The organism is Paraburkholderia piptadeniae, assembly GCF_900007165.1.
In the GTDB taxonomy this organism is placed as follows: Bacteria; Pseudomonadota; Gammaproteobacteria; order Burkholderiales; family Burkholderiaceae; genus Paraburkholderia; species Paraburkholderia piptadeniae.
The window spans coordinates 139,960-160,545 of the sequence record NZ_CYGY02000025.1 but is presented as its reverse complement, the minus strand read 5'-3'; the positions used below and the strand labels follow the sequence as shown (position 1 = coordinate 160,545).

At 62.8% G+C, this 20,586-nt stretch carries 17 protein-coding genes and 1 pseudogene; 11 read left to right on the top strand and 7 right to left on the bottom strand.

Going from position 1 to position 20,586, the window contains the following annotated elements:
- Window positions 1-31: 31 nt before the first annotated feature.
- Window positions 32-709, top strand: coding sequence for a GntR family transcriptional regulator (locus BN2476_RS13660; protein WP_087734700.1), 678 nt, complete (start codon window positions 32-34; stop codon window positions 707-709).
- Between the two features lie 73 nt (window positions 710-782).
- On the opposite strand, the gene BN2476_RS13655 is transcribed toward BN2476_RS13660, so the two are convergent.
- The 5 genes and pseudogenes from BN2476_RS13655 to BN2476_RS13635 all read right to left on the bottom strand — a co-directional run.
- On the bottom strand, window positions 783-1,961 hold the full coding sequence (locus tag BN2476_RS13655) for a CaiB/BaiF CoA transferase family protein (RefSeq protein ID WP_087734699.1): 1,179 nt from the start codon (window positions 1,959-1,961) through the stop codon (window positions 783-785).
- A 12-nt stretch (window positions 1,962-1,973) separates the two neighbouring features.
- Window positions 1,974-3,137 (bottom strand): acyl-CoA dehydrogenase family protein, encoded by a 1,164-nt coding sequence (locus BN2476_RS13650; protein ID WP_087734737.1) that lies wholly within the window; start codon window positions 3,135-3,137, stop codon window positions 1,974-1,976.
- Window positions 3,138-3,168: 31 nt separating this feature from the next.
- Window positions 3,169-4,017 carry an HTD2 family dehydratase gene (locus BN2476_RS13645; RefSeq protein WP_087734698.1) on the bottom strand — a complete coding sequence of 283 codons (849 nt, stop codon included), beginning with the start codon at window positions 4,015-4,017 and terminating at the stop codon, window positions 3,169-3,171.
- Between the two features lie 319 nt (window positions 4,018-4,336).
- A complete protein-coding gene (locus BN2476_RS13640) occupies window positions 4,337-5,998 on the bottom strand; it encodes a ShlB/FhaC/HecB family hemolysin secretion/activation protein (protein ID WP_438942878.1) in 1,662 nt (553 codons plus the stop codon).
- A gap of 383 nt (window positions 5,999-6,381) precedes the next feature.
- Window positions 6,382-6,840 (bottom strand): annotated as a pseudogene (locus tag BN2476_RS13635) (collagen-like triple helix repeat-containing protein); the annotation flags it as partial.
- A 328-nt stretch (window positions 6,841-7,168) separates the two neighbouring features.
- Here BN2476_RS13635 and BN2476_RS13630 point away from each other — a divergent pair.
- The 3 genes from BN2476_RS13630 to BN2476_RS13620 all read left to right on the top strand — a co-directional run bounded on the left by BN2476_RS13630 (window position 7,169) and on the right by BN2476_RS13620 (window position 10,431).
- On the top strand, window positions 7,169-8,377 hold the full coding sequence (locus tag BN2476_RS13630) for an NAD(P)/FAD-dependent oxidoreductase (RefSeq protein WP_087734695.1): 1,209 nt from the start codon (window positions 7,169-7,171) through the stop codon (window positions 8,375-8,377).
- A gap of 304 nt (window positions 8,378-8,681) precedes the next feature.
- A complete protein-coding gene (locus tag BN2476_RS13625; RefSeq protein WP_087734694.1) occupies window positions 8,682-9,596 on the top strand; it encodes a LysR family transcriptional regulator in 915 nt (304 codons plus the stop codon).
- Window positions 9,597-9,672: 76 nt separating this feature from the next.
- On the top strand, window positions 9,673-10,431 hold the full coding sequence (locus BN2476_RS13620; RefSeq protein ID WP_235850815.1) for a lipoyl protein ligase domain-containing protein: 759 nt from the start codon (window positions 9,673-9,675) through the stop codon (window positions 10,429-10,431).
- A gap of 85 nt (window positions 10,432-10,516) precedes the next feature.
- Here the strand turns inward: BN2476_RS13620 and BN2476_RS13615 are convergent, their stop codons facing one another.
- Entirely contained in the window at window positions 10,517-11,101 is a 585-nt protein-coding gene (locus tag BN2476_RS13615; protein WP_087734693.1) for a hypothetical protein, read from the bottom strand.
- A 208-nt stretch (window positions 11,102-11,309) separates the two neighbouring features.
- Window positions 11,310-12,377 carry a sugar-transfer associated ATP-grasp domain-containing protein gene (locus tag BN2476_RS13610; protein WP_087734692.1) on the bottom strand — a complete coding sequence of 356 codons (1,068 nt, stop codon included), beginning with the start codon at window positions 12,375-12,377 and terminating at the stop codon, window positions 11,310-11,312.
- A gap of 578 nt (window positions 12,378-12,955) precedes the next feature.
- Here BN2476_RS13610 and BN2476_RS13605 point away from each other — a divergent pair.
- Genes BN2476_RS13605 through gph form a run of 7 tightly spaced genes read left to right on the top strand, consistent with a single transcriptional unit; the run spans window position 12,956 to window position 20,563 of the window.
- A complete protein-coding gene (locus BN2476_RS13605) occupies window positions 12,956-14,440 on the top strand; it encodes a form I ribulose bisphosphate carboxylase large subunit (protein WP_087734691.1) in 1,485 nt (494 codons plus the stop codon).
- Window positions 14,441-14,454: 14 nt separating this feature from the next.
- On the top strand, window positions 14,455-14,874 hold the full coding sequence (locus BN2476_RS13600; protein ID WP_087734735.1) for a ribulose bisphosphate carboxylase small subunit: 420 nt from the start codon (window positions 14,455-14,457) through the stop codon (window positions 14,872-14,874).
- Window positions 14,875-14,926: 52 nt separating this feature from the next.
- Complete coding sequence (gene cbbX, locus BN2476_RS13595) at window positions 14,927-15,805, top strand: CbbX protein (RefSeq protein WP_087734734.1); 879 nt, start codon at window positions 14,927-14,929, stop codon at window positions 15,803-15,805.
- Window positions 15,806-15,817: 12 nt separating this feature from the next.
- Window positions 15,818-16,897: a class 1 fructose-bisphosphatase gene (locus tag BN2476_RS13590; protein WP_087734690.1), complete on the top strand. Its 1,080-nt coding sequence runs from the start codon at window positions 15,818-15,820 to the stop codon at window positions 16,895-16,897.
- 40 nt (window positions 16,898-16,937) lie between these two features.
- On the top strand, window positions 16,938-17,816 hold the full coding sequence (locus tag BN2476_RS13585; protein WP_087734689.1) for a phosphoribulokinase: 879 nt from the start codon (window positions 16,938-16,940) through the stop codon (window positions 17,814-17,816).
- A 36-nt stretch (window positions 17,817-17,852) separates the two neighbouring features.
- The gene (tkt, locus tag BN2476_RS13580) at window positions 17,853-19,898 is read left to right on the top strand and encodes a transketolase (protein WP_235850814.1); all 2,046 of its coding nucleotides are present in this window, start codon (window positions 17,853-17,855) and stop codon (window positions 19,896-19,898) included.
- Window positions 19,898-20,563 (top strand): phosphoglycolate phosphatase, encoded by a 666-nt coding sequence (gph, locus tag BN2476_RS13575; protein WP_160111713.1) that lies wholly within the window; start codon window positions 19,898-19,900, stop codon window positions 20,561-20,563. The genes tkt and gph overlap by 1 nt, the downstream gene beginning before the upstream one ends.
- The last annotated feature ends 23 nt before the right edge of the window (window positions 20,564-20,586 follow it).

Sequence of the window (20,586 nt, the reverse complement as noted above, 5' to 3'; positions counted from 1 at the left end):
GATTGGGTTTTTGTCGGACGGGAAGACAATAATGTCGACTGATATCGGGTTGGTCCGGCCGGAGACACTGCGTCACCAGGTCGAAAACGTGCTGCGCCAGGCCATCATGAGCGGGCGCTTTGCGCCGGGCGCGCGTCTGATCGAGCGCGAGCTTTGCGAGACGCTGGGCGTGAGCCGGACCTCCGTGCGCGAGGCGTTGCGCAAGCTGGAGGCCGAAAAGCTCGTGCGCAACGTGCCGCACAAGGGGCCCGTGGTCGCGGTGATGTCGCGGGAAGAGGCCGCCGAACTCTACGCGTTGCGCGCGTTGCTCGAAGGCTTCGCGGCGCACGAATTCGCGCGGCTCGCCAGCGACGAAGCCATCGCCCAGTTCGGCGAGGCCGCGAAGATGCTGCGTGCCCAGGCGACCGCCCAGGACCAGAACGGCGTGCTGAAGGCTAAGGCGGCGCTCTATGACGTGCTGCTCGACAACTGCGGCAACCATCTCGTGAAGGAAATATTGAACAGCCTTTACTCGCGCGTGAATCTGCTGCGCGCGACGTCGCTGATGCATCCCGACCGGCTGCCGAGCAGCCTGCGCGAAATCGACAAGCTTCACAAGGCGTTGAAGGCGCGCGACGGGGACGAGGCGCAGGAGCTTGCCCGCCAGCACGTATTGAACGCGGAAAAGGCGGCGTTGCGGATGCTGGGCGAGCAGGGCGACGACGCTTAGGCCGTGACGTGTCGAAGGGTCGAACAGGGCTGCGCGCTTCGCTCGCGCGGCGGCCCATGCAATGCGATAGCGCTCAGATCGCGCCCGCGTCGCGCAGACGCTCCACAGCCTGAGCGTCGAAGCCGAGTTCACGCAAGATCGCATCGGTGTGCTCGCCCGGTGCGGGAACGGCGTCCATGCGCGGCTCGTCGGCGGCTGTCATGCCAGGCGGAAACAGCGCGGGAATCACGCCCGCCGGCGTTTGAACCTGCGTCCACCGCTGCCGCGCTTCGAGTTGCTCGTGTTGCCACACATCGTGCATGTCGTTCATGCGCGCATTGGCGATCCCCGCTTCATCCAGCCGCTCGATCACTTGCGCCGCGCTCAGGCGCGAAAACGCTTCGACGATGATGCGCGTCAGTTCCTCGCGATGCTGCGCGCGGCGGCTGTTGGTGCTGTACCTGTCGTCGGTCTGAAGCTCCGGGCGGCGAACGACGATCTCGCAGAACTGCTTCCATTCGCGCTCGTTTTGTAGGCCGAGCATGACGGTCTTGCCGTCGCCCGCCATGAATGGACCATACGGAAAGATGGTCGCGTGCGATGCGCCGGCCTGGCGCGGCGGCGTCTGCCCGTCGATTGCGTAATAGAGCGGGTAGCTCATCCATTCGACCATGCTCTCCAGCATCGAGACGTCGATACGCTTGCCGCGCCCCGTTTGCCCGCGTTCGATGAGCGCGGCAAGGACGTTCGTGTAGCCGTACATGCCAGCGGCGATATCCGCGATCGAGCAGCCGGCCTTTGCAGGCGTGCCTTCCGATCCCGTGATGCTCAGGAAGCCTGCTTCGCTTTGAATCAGCAGGTCGTAGGCTTTCTTGTCGCGCATTGGGCCGTTCGCGCCATAACCGGAGATGTCGCACACGATCAGGCGCGGATACCGCTTGCAGAGCGTGTCGTAATCGAGCCCGAGGCGTTGCGTCGCGCCGGGCGCGAGGTTCTGCACGAACACATCGGCATCGGCGAGGAGCTTGTGCATGACATCGAGCGCTTGCGGCTGCTTGACGTCGAGCGTGATGCTTTCCTTCGAGCGATTGGTCCAGACGAAATGCGACGCGAGTCCCGATACGCGTTCATCGTAGCCGCGCGCGAAGTCCCCGTTGCCAGGGCGTTCGATCTTGATCACGCGCGCGCCCATGTCGGCGAGCTGACGCGTGCAGAACGGCGCGGCGATCGCCTGTTCGAGCGTGACGACCTTGATGCCTTGCAGCGGACGCATGATCGCGCTCCTTCAGAACGAACGTGGAAGACCGAGGATGTGCTCGGCCACGTACGACAGAATCAGGTTCGTCGAGATCGGCGCGACCTGATAGAGACGCGTCTCGCGGAACTTGCGCTCGACGTCGTATTCGGCCGCGAAGCCGAAGCCGCCGTGAAATTGCAGGCATGCGTTGGCCGCTTCCCACGATGCATCGGCGGCGAGCAGCTTCGCCATGTTGGCTTGCGCGCCACAAGGCCTGTGCGCGTCGAATAGCGCGCAGGCCTTGAAGCGCATCAGGTTCGCCGCTTCGATATTGACGTACGCGCGCGCGATCGGAAACTGCACGCCCTGGTTCTGCCCGATGGGCCGGCCGAACACGACGCGCTCCTTCACGTACGCGCTGACCTTGTCGATGAACCAGTAGCCGTCGCCGATGCATTCGGCCGCGATCAGCGCGCGTTCGGCGTTCAGGCCGTCGAGGATGTACCTGAAGCCCATGCCTTCTTCGCCGATCAGATTCTCGGCGGGGATTTCCAGATTGTCGAAGAAAAGCTCGTTGGTCTCGTGATTCACCATGTTGGGAATCGGCTGAACGGTGAGGCCGCGCCCGATCGCCTCGCGCAAGTCGACGATGAAGATCGACATGCCTTCGCTCTTCTTCTTGACGCCGGCAAGCGGCGTCGTGCGCGCGAGCAGGATCATCAGATCGGAGTGCTGCACGCGCGAGATCCACACCTTCTGCCCGTTGATCACATAGCGGTCGCCTTTCTTGTCGGCCGTCGTCTTGATCTTCGTGGTGTCGGTGCCCGTGGTCGGCTCGGTGACGCCCATCGACTGCAGGCGCAGTTCACCCGACGCGATCTTCGGCAGATAGCGCTGCTTCTGCTCGGCGGAGCCATGGCGCAAGAGCGTCCCCATGTTGTACATCTGGCCGTGGCACGCGCCCGAGTTGCCGCCCGAACGGTTGATCTCCTCCATGATGATGGAGGCTTCCGTCAAGCCGAGACCGGAGCCGCCGTATTCCTGAGGGATCAGCGCGGCGAGCCAGCCCGCCTTGGTGAGCGCATCGACGAACGCTTCCGGATAGCCGCGCGCTTCGTCGATCTTGCGGAAGTATTCGTTGGAGAGCTGGCTGCACAGAGCGCGCACGGCTTCCCGGATGTCCTGATACGCGTCGTCGTTGGTGTCGATCATGTCGATCATGCATTTGCCTGTGTGTTCGTCGTCAGGAGAGCGTGGCGCGAGCGGTCATGCCGAGCCAGCCTTCGTGATCCTTCGACCAGAGCTCGACCGTCTTGCCGTCCGCCGAAGGCTGGCCGCACAGATGCAGCGCGTTGCCCGCAAAGCATGGGCGCATGGCCCTGTACGAGAAGTCGAGAACGGCGGCATCGGGCCGTTCGCGGCGCAGCAGGTCCATCAGCAGCGTGGCGATGAGCGGCCCGTGCACGACGAGGCCCGGATAGCCCTCCGTTTGCGTTACGTAAGGCGTGTCGTAGTGGATGCGATGCGCGTTGAAGGTCAGCGCGGAGTAGCGAAAGAGGAGCGTCTCGTCGGGCGTGAGCGTGCGCTGCCACGCGGCATCGGCGGGCGCGGCGGTGGGTGTGGCAGTGGGTGCGGGCGCACCCGACGCTGACAGTTCGCGATAGACGATGTCGTGCTCTTCTTCGATCGCGAGCGTGCCGCGGCACTCGATCCGATGGCCGACCGTGACGAAGCCGAGCTTGCCCGTGCGTCCCTGTTTTTCGCGCACGTCGAGAATGCTCGATGCGCGTGCGATGCGCTCGCCGACGATGACGGGCGCGGCAAAGCGCAGCCGGCCGCCCGCCCACATGCGGCGCGGCAGGCCGAGATCGGGGAGAAAGCTGCCTTTTCGCGGGTGGCCGTCTTCGGCGATCAGCGACTGCCTGACGATGGGCCTGAAGAAGATCCAGTGCCAGAGGGGCGGAAGCGCATCGCGCTCGGCGGGGGCGGAGTCGTAGTCGAGCGTGGCCGCGAGCGCCGCTACTGAGGTGGGCGCGACGATGTCGACGGCGCTTTCCGTGCGCTTTTTGTTCGGTGCGGAAGGGTCGTCCATGTGAAGTCTCCGTCGCTGGCGTGTGCCAGCGTATCTGTTATCGACGGGAAAGTTTGGAGTATGTTCCCATGTGTACAGTCGATGTGCAGAGTCCGGCGTCGAATCCATTCGCACTCGCTGCCGCCAGCACCGAACTGGCCAGTGTGAAGCCTGCCGCCCACGCATCATCGTATCGCGCACGAACGCAGCGAATGTCAGCGCGACAGGCTGTACCGTCGATGGTACGCGAGGGCTGATCGCAAACGGTGGAAGAGTAGGAAGCCCGGCGGAGTTCGACAGGATGCGACCATCGACGAGCAGCTTGCGCGAGCGCGCGCGATCAATACAGCTGATACGAAAACGTCGCGTTCACGCGCGGGCTGCGCGATGCGCTTTCGATCGGCGCATCGCCGACTGCTATTGCGATCGACAGATCGAGGTTGTAATGCCGGCTGTCGCTGAGCCGCACGCCGATGCCGACCGACGAGAGCCGGCCCGGCGACGGCGTGCTGGCGTGCAGAGACACCCGCGCCATGTCGTACGCGAGGTACGGCGTGATCGTCTTCAGATAGGTGTAGCCCAGCGAGAACGCCCGGTTGATTTCAAGCGACACACCCCAACCCGAATCGCCCGCCGTCTCGCCCGCTTCGTAGCCCAGTGCATAGCGCTGCGCGCCGAACGTGATCTGCTCGGATGTCGGCAGCGAATCCGCGCTGTACTGACCGGTGAGCGACAGCGACGTGCCGATCCTGAACGGCCAGTCGTTGGTCTGTGTCAGCGTGGCGCCCGTGCGCACGAACGTCAGCGAGACGGGCGTGGGCAATGCGGTCGTCGCTGCGCCGACAGTAATGTCCTGCGATTTCGACGCGCCGAGAATGTCGAATCCCTTCGCGACGTTGAACGCGATCTTTTGCACCTGCCCCGTCGAGACGCGCACATAGTCGAGCTGCGCCTGCAGCACGCGGACCTGCGTGCGCGAATCCAGCGTGACGCCCGTGATTTCGTTCCTGTACCGGTTGTCGTCGTTCGATGCATAGCCGGACAGGGTGCCGAGCAGGCTGTGATCGTTGTCCAGCAGCAGCGGATACGAAGCGGACAAACCGAGCTTGTCGTTAGTGACGGTGCGGTGGACGTATGACGGCAGGCCGGGATTGTCGGTGGGTTCGCTGCGGTACGTGCTGGCATCGAGGTGCGTGACGAGACCGTTGCTGCCAACGGGCAGCGCGCCGCTGAACGCGAAGTAGGTCCGCTTGTCGCGTCCCGGCGGCGCGAGCGCCGAGACGCTCAGTTGTTCGCCGAGCGACGTCAGGCCGGTTTCCGTCGCCGTGATGATGCCTTGCACGCCCGGATGATTGAAGTCGATTCCCGCGCTGACGTTGAACGGCTTGCGATCGACGTTCAGTTCCAGCGTGGTCGCGCCATCGGTGGTCTGCGGCGGTGGCACGTTGGCCTTGACCGTTATGCCCGGCAGCATGCCGAGCGTGTTGACGTAGCGTTCGAACGTCGCGCTTCTGAGCGGACGGTCCGCAGTGATATGCGCGGCGACGGCGCGAATCTTCCGCTCCATTGCGCCGGGCTTGCCCGTCACCTTCACGCTGCCGACATAACCCTCGACGACGGTCACGCGCACGACGCCGTTGTCGAAGTTCTGCGCGGGGATGAACGCGAACGACAGCGCGTAGCCGCGTTCCTGATAGAGCTTCGTTACGCCGTCGGCGGCCTCGATCAGCTGGGCGATTGTGATGTCCTTGCCGGCGAGCGGCGTGAAGCGGCGGACGATCTCGTCGAATGGCACCGACTTCACGCCTTCGACCTGAAAGCGCGTCGGCGTGAGGTGCCGTGCGAGCAATTCCTGCAACTGCTGCGCGGGCGCGACGTGGACCGTGACGTTCGGCCCTTGCTTCGGCGCCGCGATTTGCGGCAGGGCATCGAGCGGATTGCCGGCTGAACGCGTCTGCGCTACCGCGACGCCGCTGGCCGTCGCGGCAGCGAGCAGCAGCATCCCCCCGAGGACTCTCGTTCTCATTATTCTTCCTTTCGGGCTTTGTTATGGGTCTTTCGATGCTTGCGCCGGTCGCGCCCGTCCCCGCGCTCATGCATCGACGAGATGTGCGGTAACGGATGGAGTCGCGTGCTGGCCCGGTTCACTTGCGCGGATCGGACAAGTGGCGCGGCAGACGACGTATCGCGATGTCGTCACGTGCGATTCGTGCGAGGCCTCACTCAGCACGCGAAGCCGGGTGAGGCGAAGGCTCGCGCGTTGTGCCGAACACGTTCGCATTTGCCAGCTCGATACTTTTCACGCGCTGGAATGCGCACGCACGACGCGAAGCGGCATGGTCCCATCCGTCGAGCCCATGCCGCTGTCGCCAAGGATGCCGATGCCTACTTGAGCAAGCTGCCCGCCACCGTCTTCACAGGCGCGAGCAGGCCGCCCGACTGGCTGCTCGTGCCGCTGCCCGAGCTTCCCGAGAGCGTCGCCGTCGCGCCGGCGTTCAGCGCTGCCGTGAGCGAGGCCGACTGCGTGCCGGTGCCCGTGCCCGTTGCCGTCGACACGAGGTTCGTGACGGGCGCAAGCGGATTCGCGGTGCCCGTGCCCGATCCGCCGAGGAGCGTCGTGCCGGCCGTCGCGACCGTGTTGCCTGTCGCGGCAACGACGTTGCCGACGCCGGTCGTGACCGGGTTGTTGCTGGTCGAAGCGATCGTCCTGCCGGCCGATCCGACCGTGTTGCCGAGTGCCGTCACCAGGTTGGTTGCAGGCGCACCGACGGATGAACTGCCGACTGTCTGCGTGAGCGAGCCCACCGTGTTCGTGATCGGCGTGATGACCGAGCTTGAAGTGCCCGCGAATGCAGTTCAATTGACGGCGCCGCCCCGATCGATGCAATGTCATGCGCTTCAGCCCAAATGCGGCGCGAGCCTGCACGTGATAAGGCATCGCGCGAAGAGCGACCCGGCTCGCCGCATGTCACACACGTTCTGTTGCTGGATTGTTGCCGTCTGGGCAACACGGTGAACGCATCCGCGGCGCTACTCGTGCTCGATGCACAAACCTAGAATTCGTTCGACGTGGGGACGCGAGCAATCGCATAAGCAATGCCTCCTATGTCGATCATGCTCAGTCATTTCGGACTGTCGTCGACTCCGCAACTTTCTAACCGAAGGTAATGTCATGTCGCAAAAGATCCTGATCGTGGGTGCCGGCTTTGCCGGGGTGTGGGGCGCACTGGGCGCAGCACGCGTGCTCGACGCAGCTGGCGTAACGAGCAGTGACGTCGAAGTCACGTTGATCTCGCCGAAGCCGGAGTTGCAAATCCGGCCGCGGATGTATGAAAGCGAGCCGCAGAAGATGGCCGCGCCGCTTCTGCCTCTGCTCGATGCCATTGGCGTGAAATTTCTCGAAGGCAGCGTCGACGAGATTTCCGTAAAGGACAAGACGTTGAGTGTCGTGTCGGCCAACGGACAAAAGCGCTCGCTCGCATACGACCGGCTGCTGTTGACCAGCGGCAGCAAGCTGAACAGGCCGCCGATTCCGGGCCTCGCGGACCACGCTTTTTCTGTCGATCGCATCGAGGATGCGGTGGCACTCGACAACCACTTTGCGGAGTTGGCGAAGCTGCCGGAATCACCCGCTCGCAATACCGTCGCAGTTGTCGGGTGTGGCTTCACGGGTATCGAGGTCGCGACCGAATTGCCCAAGCGGCTGCGTGAATCGTTCGGTGCTAACGCGGCGGTTCGCGTTGTCGTGATCGGCACGCAAGACGCGATTGGTCCGGATCTTGGGCCGAATCCCCGTCCGTTCGTCGCTGAAGCGTTTCAATCGCTGGGCGTCGAAACGGTGCTCGGCTCGGGCGTCGTGTCGGTCGATGCGGACGGCGTTCGCACTGCATCGGGCACGCGCATCGAAGCGAAGACGGTGATCTGGGCAGGCGGCATGCGCGCAAGCTCGTTGGCCGCGCAAGTATCTTCGCATGTCGATCCGCTCGGGCGCGCCGAAGTGGCACCGGATCTGCGCGTGCCGGAAGCACCCGACGTATTCGTCGCGGGCGATGTTGCACGAGCGCTGGCCGACGATGACGGGCACTACGCGCTGATGTCGTGTCAGCACGCCATCGTGATGGGGCAATTCGGCGGACACAATGTCGCCGCGGATTTGATCGGCGTACCGACTCTTGAATATCGGCAGCCGTTCTACGCCACTTGCGTCGATCTCGGCGAGTGGGGCGCGATCTATTCGGAAGGTTGGGATCGACAGATCAAACTCACCCACGCCGAAGGCAAGGCACGCAAACAGATGATCAATACAAAGTGGATCTATCCGCCGGCGCCGAATCGCGCAGAAGCATTGGCAGCGGGGAATCCGCAAGCGTCCTTCGGCTAGAAGAACTACAGCGTTCAGGTGCGGGCAAAAGGCTTTGGTCGAGGCCTTTATGCCCGCATAAACGCGTACCTTGAAATCTGCAATCGAGCTTCAATAGAATCGCGTGTGCGGTTCGGCAGTTCCATCATCAGCCCATTCCTCTGCCGGAAACAGGCAAATCCAATTCCGCTGCCGCCGCCTGCAATGACGGCGGCTTTGCATGCGCGCCGTTTCATTCCACTCACCGTTGTCCTCAAGCCGACCCGCCTTTACTTTTGCGGAGAAACTAATCTATAAAGGAGACACTCTTGATTCCAGATCAAATATGAAAGTCACCCTCGACGAACTGCAGACCTTTGCGACAGTAGTCGATACCGGCTCCATCACAGCCGCAGCCGAGCAACTGAATCAGACCGTGTCGGGTGCGAGCCGGACGCTGGGCCGACTCGAGGAAAAGCTGCAAACGACGCTGCTGCGCCGGACCACGCGGCGCCTCGAATTGACGGAGGAAGGAAAAGCCTTCCTTCAAAATGCACGTGAGATCATCGGCGCAGTGGAGAACGCCGAAGAACAACTCGCTGCGCGCCGGGAGCGGCCTTCCGGACGCTTGCGTGTCGATGCCGCCACCCCTTTCATGCTTCACGTGATCGTGCCTCTCGTGGCGGGCTATCGGGCGCGTTATCCGCAGATCGAGCTGGAACTGAACAGCAACGAAGGTATTATCGATCTGCTCGAACGGCGCACCGACGTCGCGATCCGGATCGGCAAACTCAAAGATTCGACCTTGCACAGCCGTCCCGTCGGCAGCAGCCGGATACGGGTGCTGGCCACGCCTGGGTATCTGAAAGCACAGGGTCATCCGAAACGCGTGGACGATCTCGCGAAGCACTCGCTGCTCGGGTTCACGCAGCCCGAGTCGCTCAATGTATGGCCGTTGATCGGACCGGACAACGAGCCTTATCGAATCGAACCGACTATCGCGTCGTCCAGCGGCGAAACGCTGCGGCAACTCGCGCTGGAGAGTGCGGGTATCGTCTGCCTGTCCGACTTCATGACGGCCCGCGACCGTCGAGAGGGCCGGCTCGTTCAGCTTTTCCCACGGCAGACACAGGATGTCCGTCAACCCATCAATGCCGTCTACTATCGCAACACGGCGATATCGGCGCGGATCGCTTCCTTCGTCGATTACCTGGTCGAGGCCGTCAAGGCGACGGAGTTCGCACGCTCGCCTGCGCATTGAAGAACGGGCACGCGTGAGGAAGCGCGAGCATCGTTCATAATCGCTCTGTTGCGATCTTGTCGAACCACCTCCCGCAATGATGAAGACCACGCCATTCGAATTCGTCGAGTCCGATCCATCCGGGACTGACCCGTTGCAAGAAGAGCTGGCGCTGCTGGACCTGGCGGCGCAAGGTCGCCGGGCTGCCCAGCTATGGGAAGCGCCCGTGTCGCTGGTGGTGCCGCGCAGCTATCTGCGCTATTCGCAGTTCGAGACGGCTCGCGCGACCTTCGCCGGGCGCGGCTGTCCCGTCTGGCTGCGCATGACGGGCGGCGGCCTGGTTCCGCAGGGGCCCGGCATACTCAACCTGAGCCTCGCGTATGCGGTGACGCGGCCACCCGGCGCGTTGAGCGAGGCGGTCTATCTGCATCTGTGCGAGGTCGTCGGCAGTGCGCTGCGCTCTCTTGGCGTTCCAACTCACTGGCAGTCGGTGGATGGTTCGTTCTGCGACGGCCGTTTCAACCTCGCCTGGGGGCCGGCGGAACAGGCTCGCAAGATCGCGGGCACCGCCCAGTACTGGCGGCGCGCGCCAGCCAACCTGCAAACCGACGACAATCAACGACACCTTGTTCTTGCACATGCCGTGCTATTGGTGAGCGCTGATCTCGAAGAGATCAATCAGCGGGCCAATGCCTTCGAGAACGAAGCCGGCAGCGGCCGTCACTATGACGCGCGCAAGGTGGTCAGTGTGCAGGAAGCGATGGGGGATGCCGCCGTTGTCCAGAAAGGGGCGTTGATGTCGATGGTTTCGCATGCGCTGAAGGAAAGCATCGACGGCATCGCATTGCCTCAATAGTCCGAAGAGCGCGACACCTGGAGCGTGTCAGGAACGCTGAAGCACTGGCACTGCATGAAAGAACATGTGCATGGTTGTCCGCTGACTACTTGCTCGTTCCGGGCGTGACGGATATCGCAACCGCTTCGGTGTGCACAACTTCAACCTGATCGCCCACGCGAATGTTCTTCAGTTGCTCGGGGTCCACCAACACATCCATTGGACCCTGCGGCCCCCTTATCGTGACGTGATTCCGCGTTGCATCCACGGCAACGACATCGCCCACTACCGTTATCTCACGACTGATGATGCCGCCCGGTTTGGTCCCGGACGCGGCCGGCTGCAAGGTCTGCCGCTCGCTGGAAGAGCGTGGGCCAGTTGTTTTTCTTAGACTCAGCGACCTCGCCTCCTGGTACTCGGTGGTAACCACATCGCCGACCTTGAGCTGATCGAAGTTGCGCACTTTGTCGCCCGCCGACAGTTCTTCGACCCGACCGTTCTTGTCCTTGAGCTTGACGGTCCGGGTAGCGGGATCGATGGAGACAACCGTGGCAACGACCGTTGTCGTTCCTGTCACGGTGCTCTTGTCGGGGCCCTGTTTGATCTCTACAGACGGCTGCTGTTGCTGGGCAAATGCCGGGCAGCCCGTCATGGCGACGGCGATCGCCACAAGGAAATACTGGATCTTCATTGCCGTGCTCCTCGGGATGGCGGTGGCTCAGCACCGCCCAATGCGGAAGTTGCCTCACTCAATTGGACTTTCTCACATCCCGCCACGGCGTGCATAGGGACATGTCCCTGGCCTGATTGCCGATCCCGTTCGTCACCCCGTTCCTCACCCGTTTCGCCTGTCAGTCGACGGTGACGGGGGCCCGCAGTGCGCGCACCGGCTCACCGCTTCAACCCCGGAAATGAGCGAATTGCAGATGCTCCCATCCGAGGTCCGAGAAACACGGGCCTTGAGTCGCTTCGCCAAATTTGATGTCGTTATGTTCGGCGTTCCATTCGAGTACTTTCACGTTTTCATTGGTGTCGACTGTCACGTCCCATCCGATGCAGCAGACGAACGGTACTTTCGCGTGAAGCTCCAGTACCTTGGCGACGCATTCGGAGAACGCCGGAATCCTGACACCCTGGAATTCTATTTTCGTGTCCGGATGCGCCCGTACATCTGTCCAGTCGCTCAGATAGCCGCGCGGGTCCAGCTCGCCAGTCAAGGCATTGATCGGTATGTTGACCTCGCTGCCCGTCTGTACGTGCGTTTCGCCGGCTCTGCCTAGTCGCAGGAAGCACGCGCGAAGCGAAATCCCGCCTGCCGGCTCGACGACCGTGGTGAGGCGCAACGTCGCGACGGGACCGCGGGTGAAAAGGTTGAATACCTCGTGTTGCCTGATGAATGCCTGAAATACGCCATTCCCGCTTGACCGGATGGATTGCGGGTCGAACGACTGCCTGTCGATGACGAATACGCCTTTTCCCTGGCCGGATTGATCCAGTTTAAAAGCGATCTTGTCCGTTTCTCTGAAAAGAATACCGAGAAGATCCTGATCGGATATCACCGCGTTTTCCATCGTATAGAAAAAACCATTGGCGAAATATCCGAGATCGGGAAATGCCTTGTCGCGGAATATCAGCTGCGATGCCGATTTCAACGTCGAAATCTTTCCGTACCAGCCTTTTGTGCGCGGTACTACGACCGCTCCATAATAGTTGTCCGGTATCCAGCCTTCCTTGAATGAGCCGTTCACGGCCGCATAGACGCGCAACCACGGCGCGTAGATCGCGTCGCCGAAGACGTCCCGTGCGTAGCTGTCGGTTTGCCTGACTACAGTGGGGCTGATCTTCCCGTGCAGCTTTTCGATCGTTCGAAGAATCTCTCTGGCCTGGATCGCGTGGTCCCGATGAAATTTGTATTTCGCCAGCTTTTTCACTGACGCTTTAGCGAGCTGTTCGAAATCGACTGGCATTCAGGATGATCCGTCTGATCGGCAAGGAAAAGGGAACAGGCGGCTCGCATGTGCTCAGGCATTAAACGAATCTTTTGGACATTCACGCAAGCCATTCAAACCTGCGCACACGAACGATGCGTGGGCCTCATCCATTCGGCATGGTCTAAATGAAAGCTTAGTGATAAATCGCGAGCAAAGAAAATTTAGTCCCTAAATGTCGTGGCTTTGACCGATATGGCGGAATTCAGTACGTCTGCCTTTCGATGTGACATCCGTTCGCAGAAGGCTCTCGGCCATACGTAGATGGCGGGTTGCGGCGCTGCAATATGCCAAGGTACTTCGCTCGCAATCCCAGACACCGCTTGACGTTGATGTGTGTCACCCGTGCCCGGATTGTTCGGACGGTTACGCTTGCGCGTGTTCGAGCATGAAGCAGCGAAACGCTTCGGCAGGAGGCCGCGAAAACGCGAAGTTGCCGGAGCGTGACGCCCTCATTAAGCAACGCTTAATCGAGACCAAAGAATAAATGAATTCCTAACGATTACCAGGCCGCATAACCTTGTTTTCCATGAGGTCAGCCAACGAGGAGCGAGACGATGACCATTCCCGTGGAAAGCAGCGTGATCACCGATGCCAAAGAGCGTTATGCGGCGGGTGTACTCAAGTACAGGCAGATGGGGTACTGGCAGCCGGATTATCAACCGAAGGATACCGACGTCATCGCATTGTTCCGCATCACGCCGCAGCCGGGCGTGGAGCCCGACGAGGCGGCGGCGGCCGTGGCGGGCGAATCGTCGACGGCGACGTGGACGGTGGTCTGGACCGACCGGCTCACCGCCTGCGAGAAGTATCGCGCGAAGGCGTACCGCGTCGATCCCGTGCCGAACACCGGCCCGGGCACGCCGACCGAGCAGCAGTACTTCGCGTACATCGCATACGAACTCGATCTGTTCGAGGAAGGATCGATCGCGAACCTGACTGCGTCGGTCATCGGCAACGTGTTCGGCTTCAAGCCGCTGAAGGCGCTGCGGCTCGAAGACATGCGTATTCCCGTTGCGTACGTGAAGACGTTCAAGGGGCCGCCGACGGGCATCGTCGTCGAGCGCGAACGTCTCGACAAATTCGGCCGCGCGTTGCTCGGCGCGACGATGAAGCCGAAGCTCGGCCTGTCCGGAAAGAACTATGGGCGCGTCGTGTATGAAGCGCTAAAGGGCGGCCTCGACTTCTCGAAGGACGATGAGAACATCAATTCGCAGCCTTTCATGCACTGGCGAGACCGCTTTTTGTTCTGCATGGAAGCGGTCAAGCGCGCGGAAGCGTCGAGCGGCGAAATCAAAGGGCATTACCTGAACGTCACGGCCGCGACGATGGAGGACATGTACGAGCGTGCCGAATTCGCGAAGGAACTCGGCTCGTGCATCGTGATGATCGATCTCGTCATCGGCTGGACGGCGATCCAGTCGATGTCCAACTGGGCGCGCAAGAACGACATGATCCTGCACATGCACCGTGCCGGTCATAGCACCTACACGCGGCAGAAGAACCACGGCGTGTCGTTTCGCGTGATCGCGAAGTGGCTGCGTCTCGCGGGCGTCGATCATGCGCACGCGGGCACGGCGGTCGGCAAGCTCGAAGGCGATCCGCACACGGTGCAGGGCTTCTACAACGTGTGCCGCGAATCGCGCAACGAGGTCGATCTGCAGCGCGGCGTGTTCTTCGAGCAGGACTGGGCCGCGCTGAAGAAAGTGATGCCCGTCGCTTCCGGCGGCATCCACGCGGGCCAGATGCATCAGTTGCTCGCGCTGTTCGGCGACGACGTCGTGCTGCAGTTCGGCGGCGGCACGATCGGCCATCCGATGGGCATCCAGGCGGGCGCGACCGCGAACCGCGTCGCGCTCGAAGCGATGACGAAGGCCCGCAACGAAGGGCACGACATCGCGAACGAAGGACCACAGATTCTCGAAGCCGCCGCGCGCTGGTGCACGCCGCTGAAGCAGGCGCTCGACACGTGGCGCGACGTCACCTTCAACTACACGTCGACCGATACGCCCGACTTCGTGCCGACCGCAACGGCATCGTAGAGATGGAGAACGACATGCGACTCACTCAGGGAACGTTTTCTTTTCTGCCCGATTTGACCGACGACGAGATTCGCGGACAGATCGAATATGCGCTGCGCCAGGGATGGGCCTGTTCCGTCGAATTCACCGACGATCCACATCCGCGCAATTCGTTCTGGGACATGTGGGGCCTGCCGATGTTCGACCTCAGGGACGCGGCGGGCGTGATGCTCGAAGTCGATGCGTGCCGCAAGGCGAAGCCACGGCACTACGTGAAGGTCAATGCGTTCGATTCGACGCCAGGCTTCGAAACGATGCGGCTGTCGTTCATCGTGGCCCGCCCGGATCACGAGCGTGGCTTCTGCCTCGTGCGCGACGAAGGCGAGGCGCGCACGATCCGCTACCGGCTGCGTCCGTATGCGGACGACCGGCCGGAGGGCGAGCGCTACGAGTAGCGCCCGAGCCGATCGCCCCGCATAGTCCAACCCGTTGACGAGACTCGACGCCATGAGCACCGAAAACGCCATCGACCTGCAAGCGATAGTGCGCGACGCGCAAATCCACGACGTGCTGGAACGGCTCGATCGCGAGCTGGTCGGGCTCACGCCCGTCAAGACGCGCATCGGCGAGATTGCCGCGTTCCTCGTCGTCGAGCGCGCGCGAAAGGAGCTGGGCATGGCGACCGCGGCGCCGTCGCTGCACATGTGCTTCACGGGCAATCCCGGCACCGGCAAGACCACGGTGGCGATGCGCATGGCGGAAATCCTGCATCGGCTCGGCTATGTACGAAAGGGGCACGTCGTGGCCGTCACGCGCGACGATCTCGTCGGGCAGTACATCGGCCACACGGCGCCGAAGACCAAGGAGGTGATCAAGCGGGCGATGGGCGGTGTGCTCTTCATCGATGAAGCGTATTACCTGTACCGCCCGGAGAACGAGCGCGACTACGGCCAGGAAGCGATCGAGATCCTGCTTCAGATCATGGAGAACCAGCGCGACGATCTCGTCGTGATTCTCGCGGGCTACAAGGACCGGATGGACACGTTCTTCGGGAGCAATCCGGGCATGACGTCGCGCATCGCGCATCACATCGACTTTCCGGACTATACGGACGAGGAGTTGTTCGAGATCGCGGAGCTGATGCTGCGCGACATGCACTACAGGCTCGATGCGGACGCGAAGGTTGCGCTGCGCCAATACATCGGGCGGCGCAAGAGCCAACCGAACTTCGCGAATGCGCGCTCGATTCGCAATGCACTCGATCGTGCGCGGCTGCGCCAGGCCAACCGCGTGTTCTCGTCGGCGGGGACCGTGACGCGTGACGCGCTGGAGACGATCGTCGATGCCGACATTCGCGCAAGCCGCGTGTTCCGCAACACACGATAGAAGGAGGCAGACATGCAGCACGGCCGAACGACCCTCTCGAAGTTCATCATCGAAGAGCACCGCCGCCATCCGGCGCAGGACGAGCAGCTGACGGCGCTTATCAACGATATTCAGACCGCGTGCAAGTACATCGGCACGCGCGTCGCGCGCGGCGCGCTCGATGGTGCGATCGGCGCTGCCGGCGCGAAGAACGTGCAGGGCGAGACGCAGCAGAAGCTCGACGTGATTTCGAATGAAATCATGCTGTCGTGCTGCGAATGGGGCGGGCAGCTCGCGGGGATGGTCTCGGAGGAACTGGAGCACGCGTACGAGATTCCCGCCGAGTATCCGCGCGGACGCTATCTGCTGCTGTTCGACCCGCTCGACGGCTCGTCGAACATCGACGTCAATCTGACCGTCGGCACGATCTTCTCGGTGCTCGAAGCGCCGCCGGGCATTACCGAGCCGCGCGTCGAAGATTTCTTGCAGCCTGGCAGCAAGCAGGTCTGCGCGGGCTACGCGCTGTTCGGTCCCGCCGACATGATCGTGCTGACGCTCGGACGCGGCGTGCACGGCTTCACGCTCGATCCGCAGATCGGCGCGTACATCCTGACCCATCCTGATCTGCATATCGGCGAGGACACGCAGGAGTTCGCGATCAACGCGTCGAACCGGCGCTTCTGGGAACCGCCCGTGCAGCGCTACATCGACGAGTGCGTGAAGGGCCAGGCCGGTCCGAGGCAGAAGGACTTCAACATGCGCTGGATCGCGTCGCTTGTCGCCGAGGTGCATCGCATCCTGATGCGCGGCGGCGTGTTCATGTACCCGAAGGACTACAAGGACCCGACGAAGCCGGGGCGCCTGCGGCTGCTCTATGAAGCCAACCCGATGGCGATGATCGTCGAGCAGGCGGGCGGGCGCGCATCGACAGGACGCGGACGCATTCTCGACGTGATGCCGGAGGCGCTGCATCAGCGCGTGCCAGTGATCCTCGGCTCGCGGCGAGAAGTCGAGCGGCTCGAACGATATCACGTCGAGTACGACAGCGGCACCGACGAGCGCTTCGAGTCACCGCTGTTCAACACGCGCTCGCTGTTCCGCGCAACGCAGTGACACGCCTGGCCTCCACGATATCGAACAGAAGGGAAGAGACATGTCGACTAAACATCCGATTGTCGCGATAACGGGTTCGTCGGGTGCGGGCACGACGACGATTACGCGATCGTTTCAGCACATCTTCCGGCGCGAGAAGGTCAAGGCGGCGATTATCGAGGGCGATTCGTTCCATGCGTTCGATCGCCAGCAGATGCGGCAGAAGATGAAGGAAGCCGAAGAGACGGGCGATCAGCACTTCAGCCATTTCGGGCCGGAGGGGAATCTGTTCGGCGAGCTCGAACAGCTGTTCGCCACTTATGGCGCGACGGGCACGGGCAAGAGCCGCAAGTATCTGCACGACGAGGCCGAGGGCGCGGCGCACGGACAACCGCCGGGCACGTTCACGGGGTGGACCGACGTCGATGAAGGCACCGACCTGCTGTTCTACGAAGGACTGCATGGCGCGGTGGTCACGAATCGCGTCAATGTCGCGCAGCATGCGGACCTGCTCGTCGGCGTGGTGCCGATCATCAACCTCGAATGGATTCAGAAGCTGCATCGCGACAAGAACATGCGCGGCTATTCGCAAGAAGCCGTCGTCGACACGATCCTGCGCCGGATGCCCGACTACGTGAGCTACATCTGCCCGCAGTTCTCGCGCACGCATGTGAATTTCCAGCGCGTGCCCGTCGTCGATACATCGAATCCGTTCACGTCGCGCGATATCCCGTCGCTCGACGAAAGCATGCTCGTGATTCGCTTCGCCAATCCCAAAGGCATCGACTTTCCGTATCTGCTGTCGATGCTGCACGACTCGTACATGTCGCGTCCCAACACGATCGTGTGTCCGGGCGGCAAGATGGGCCTCGCGATCCAGCTGATCTTCACGCCGATGATCCTGCGCCTGATGGGCAACCGCGAGCAGGCAACGATGTGAAGGCGCGTGCCGATGTCATGAAGGAGGACTCTCGCAATGAATGATTCCGCTCACATGCGTCTGGAGGCGGCGGCGCCGCAGAGCCGGCGCCGTCTCGCGAACGCGCTTCGCTTCCTCGCAATCGATGCCGTCGAGGCCGCGAAATCGGGCCATCCGGGCATGCCGATGGGCATGGCCGACATTGCCGAAGTGCTGTGGCGCGATCATCTGCGGCATAGCCCGGCCGATCCGTCGTGGCCCGATCGCGACCGCTTCGTCCTGTCGAATGGTCATGGCTCGATGCTGCTTTACGCGGCGTTGCATCTGTCGGGCTACGATCTGCCGCTCGACGAACTGAAGCGCTTCCGGCAATTGCACGCGAAAACGCCCGGGCATCCGGAAGTCGGCCTCACACCCGGCGTCGAGACGACGACGGGCCCGCTCGGGCAAGGGCTTGCGAACGGCGTCGGCATGGCGTTCGCGGAGAAGCTGCTCGCCGCGCGCTTCAACCGCCCAGGGTTTCCCGTCGTCGATCACCACACGTATGTGTTTCTCGGCGATGGCTGCCTGATGGAAGGGGTCAGCCACGAGGCCGGTTCGCTTGCGGGCACGCTCGGGCTCGGCAAGCTGATCTGTTTCTATGACGACAACGGCATTTCGATCGACGGTCACGTGAGCAACTGGTTTACCGACGATACCGCGGCACGCTTTCGCGCATACGGCTGGAATGTGATCGGTCCGATCGACGGCCACGACGCAACCGCCGTCGATGCGGCGATACGCGACGCGCACGGGAACGCGAAAGCGAACGACGCGCGTCCGAGCCTGATCGTGTGCCGCACGACGATCGGCTGGGGCTCGCCGAACAAGGCGGATACGCACGAAGTGCACGGCGCGCCGCTCGGCGCGGCCGAAATCGCGGCGACACGCCACGCGCTCGACTGGGATCATCCGCCGTTCGAGATTCCCGATGACGTACGCGCGAACTGGAGCCAACGCGAACGCGGCGCGGCACGCGTGCGCGAATGGAACGCGATGCTCGAAGCGTATCGCGTCGAATATCCGGACGAAGCCGCGGAGTTCGAGCGAAGGATGCGCGGCGAATTGCCGGCGGACTGGACACGCATTACGCAGCAGCTTGTCGAGGTTGCGCGTGGCGTCACCGGGCCGACCGCGACGCGCAAGTCGTCGCAGATCGCGCTGGACGTGCTGGTCCCCGAACTGCCCGATCTTTTCGGCGGCTCAGCGGATCTGACGGGCTCGAACCTGACGGCCGTCAAGGCGTCGCGAAGGTTCGTGCCGGGGCAGGCGATCGATCCGCACGCGAACTACCTGTCATACGGCGTGCGCGAGTTCGGCATGATGGCGATCATGAACGGGATGGCGCTGCACGGCGGCTTCATTCCGTACGGCGGGACGTTCCTCGTGTTCTCCGACTACGCGCGCAACGCGATACGTATGAGCGCGTTGATGAAGCAGCGTGTCATCCACGTGCTCACGCACGATTCGATCGGCCTCGGCGAGGACGGTCCGACACATCAGCCGATCGAGCATCTCGCGAGCTTGCGACTGATCCCGGGCCTCGACGTGTGGCGACCATGCGATACCGTCGAGACCGCTATCGCGTGGCAGATGGCGATCGAGCGCGCGAACGGCCCGACGTCGCTCGTCGCATCACGCCAGAATCTGCCGCAAGCGACGCGCGACGACACGCAACTCGCGCTCGTGCGCAGAGGCGGCTACGTGCTGAGCGAAGCGACGGGCAGCTCGCCCGACGTGGTGATCATCGCTACAGGATCGGAAGTCGCGCTCGCACTTGCCGCACAACGCCAGCTTGGCGAGCAGGGCGTGCGTGCGCGTGTCGTGTCGATGCCGTCGACATCGGTGTTCGACCGGCAGGATGCCGCGTATCGCGCGCAAGTGCTGCCGCCGGGCGTGCGCCGTGTCGCGGTGGAAGCCGCGCACAGCGACTTCTGGCACAAATACGTCGGGCCAGATGGACGTGTGATCGGCCTTGCGTCGTTCGGCGAATCGGCTCCGGCAGGCGAGTTGTATGCGCACTTCGGCGTGACGGTCGAACGCGTCGTCGAGGCATGCGTGTGATGAAAACGCGGCTCGTCACGTTCGATCTCGATGGAACGCTGATCGACACGGCGCCGGAACTTGCGCTGGCCGTCAATCGTGTGCTCGACGGGTACGGCTATCCCGCTGTCACGCTCGATACCGTCATCGGTCACATCGGAAACGGCACGCGTGTGTTGATGCAGCGCGTGCTGACGGGCCTCGGCGTCGAAGCCGATATCGTACTGGACCAGATCATGCCCGTGTTCGACGCGCACTACGACGCGATCGCCGGCACCACTGCGCAGCCGTATCCGCGCGTGCACGATGCGCTCGCGCGGCTGCGGTCCGCCGACATGCACATGGCCGTCGTCACGAACAAGGACTACCGGTTCGCGCAGCGCCTGTTGCAGCAAGCCAAACTCGCGCCGTATTTCGACGTGGTGCTCGGCGGCGACAGCCTGCCGTACAGGAAACCTCATCCGCTGCCGATCCGCTATTGCCTCGATCATCTGAAGGTGCCGGGGCACGCGGCGGCGCATCTCGGCGATTCGCGTACCGATGTGCAGTCCGCGCGCCGCGCAGGGGTCGCGGCATGGGTCGTGCCCTACGGCTACAACCACGGAGAACCGATTGCAAACGCGCGACCGGACCGCGTATTCGCGACCATCGACGAGATGGCCGATCACGTCGTCTCGCTGCACTGAGCGATTCGACATGAACTCACGAT